We start from the raw sequence: 284 nt of genomic DNA on the forward strand, positions 1-284 counted from the left end.
CTTAACCGTCCCACTCGTTTTATGAAGGTAGTTGTAGCTTAATTATGTTGCTTAATTACCAGTATCGAACTTATCCAAATACCAATCAAAAACTAGAACTTAATTATTGGTTGCGAGCCTGCCGATACTGGTACAACAAGCAACTAGGAGATAGGTTTGATTGGTGGGAAAATAACCGCAATAGTATTAATGCCTGTCCGTTAATCTGCCCATTACCTCAACTGAGAGACAATCCCAGTTATTACTCTCAGAAAAAGCAATTACCAATTACCAAAGAAGATTTA

The 284-nt window shown here is 37.3% G+C and carries 1 protein-coding gene; it reads left to right on the top strand.

Annotated features, from left to right (window positions below):
• Positions 1 to 44: 44 nt before the first annotated feature.
• On the top strand, positions 45 to 284 hold a 240-nt coding region (locus AACS98_RS16515), incomplete at its 3' end, for a helix-turn-helix domain-containing protein (protein ID WP_157087529.1).

The organism is Anabaena sp. CA = ATCC 33047 (genome assembly GCF_963870205.1).
Taxonomy (GTDB): Bacteria; Cyanobacteriota; Cyanobacteriia; order Cyanobacteriales; family Nostocaceae; genus Trichormus.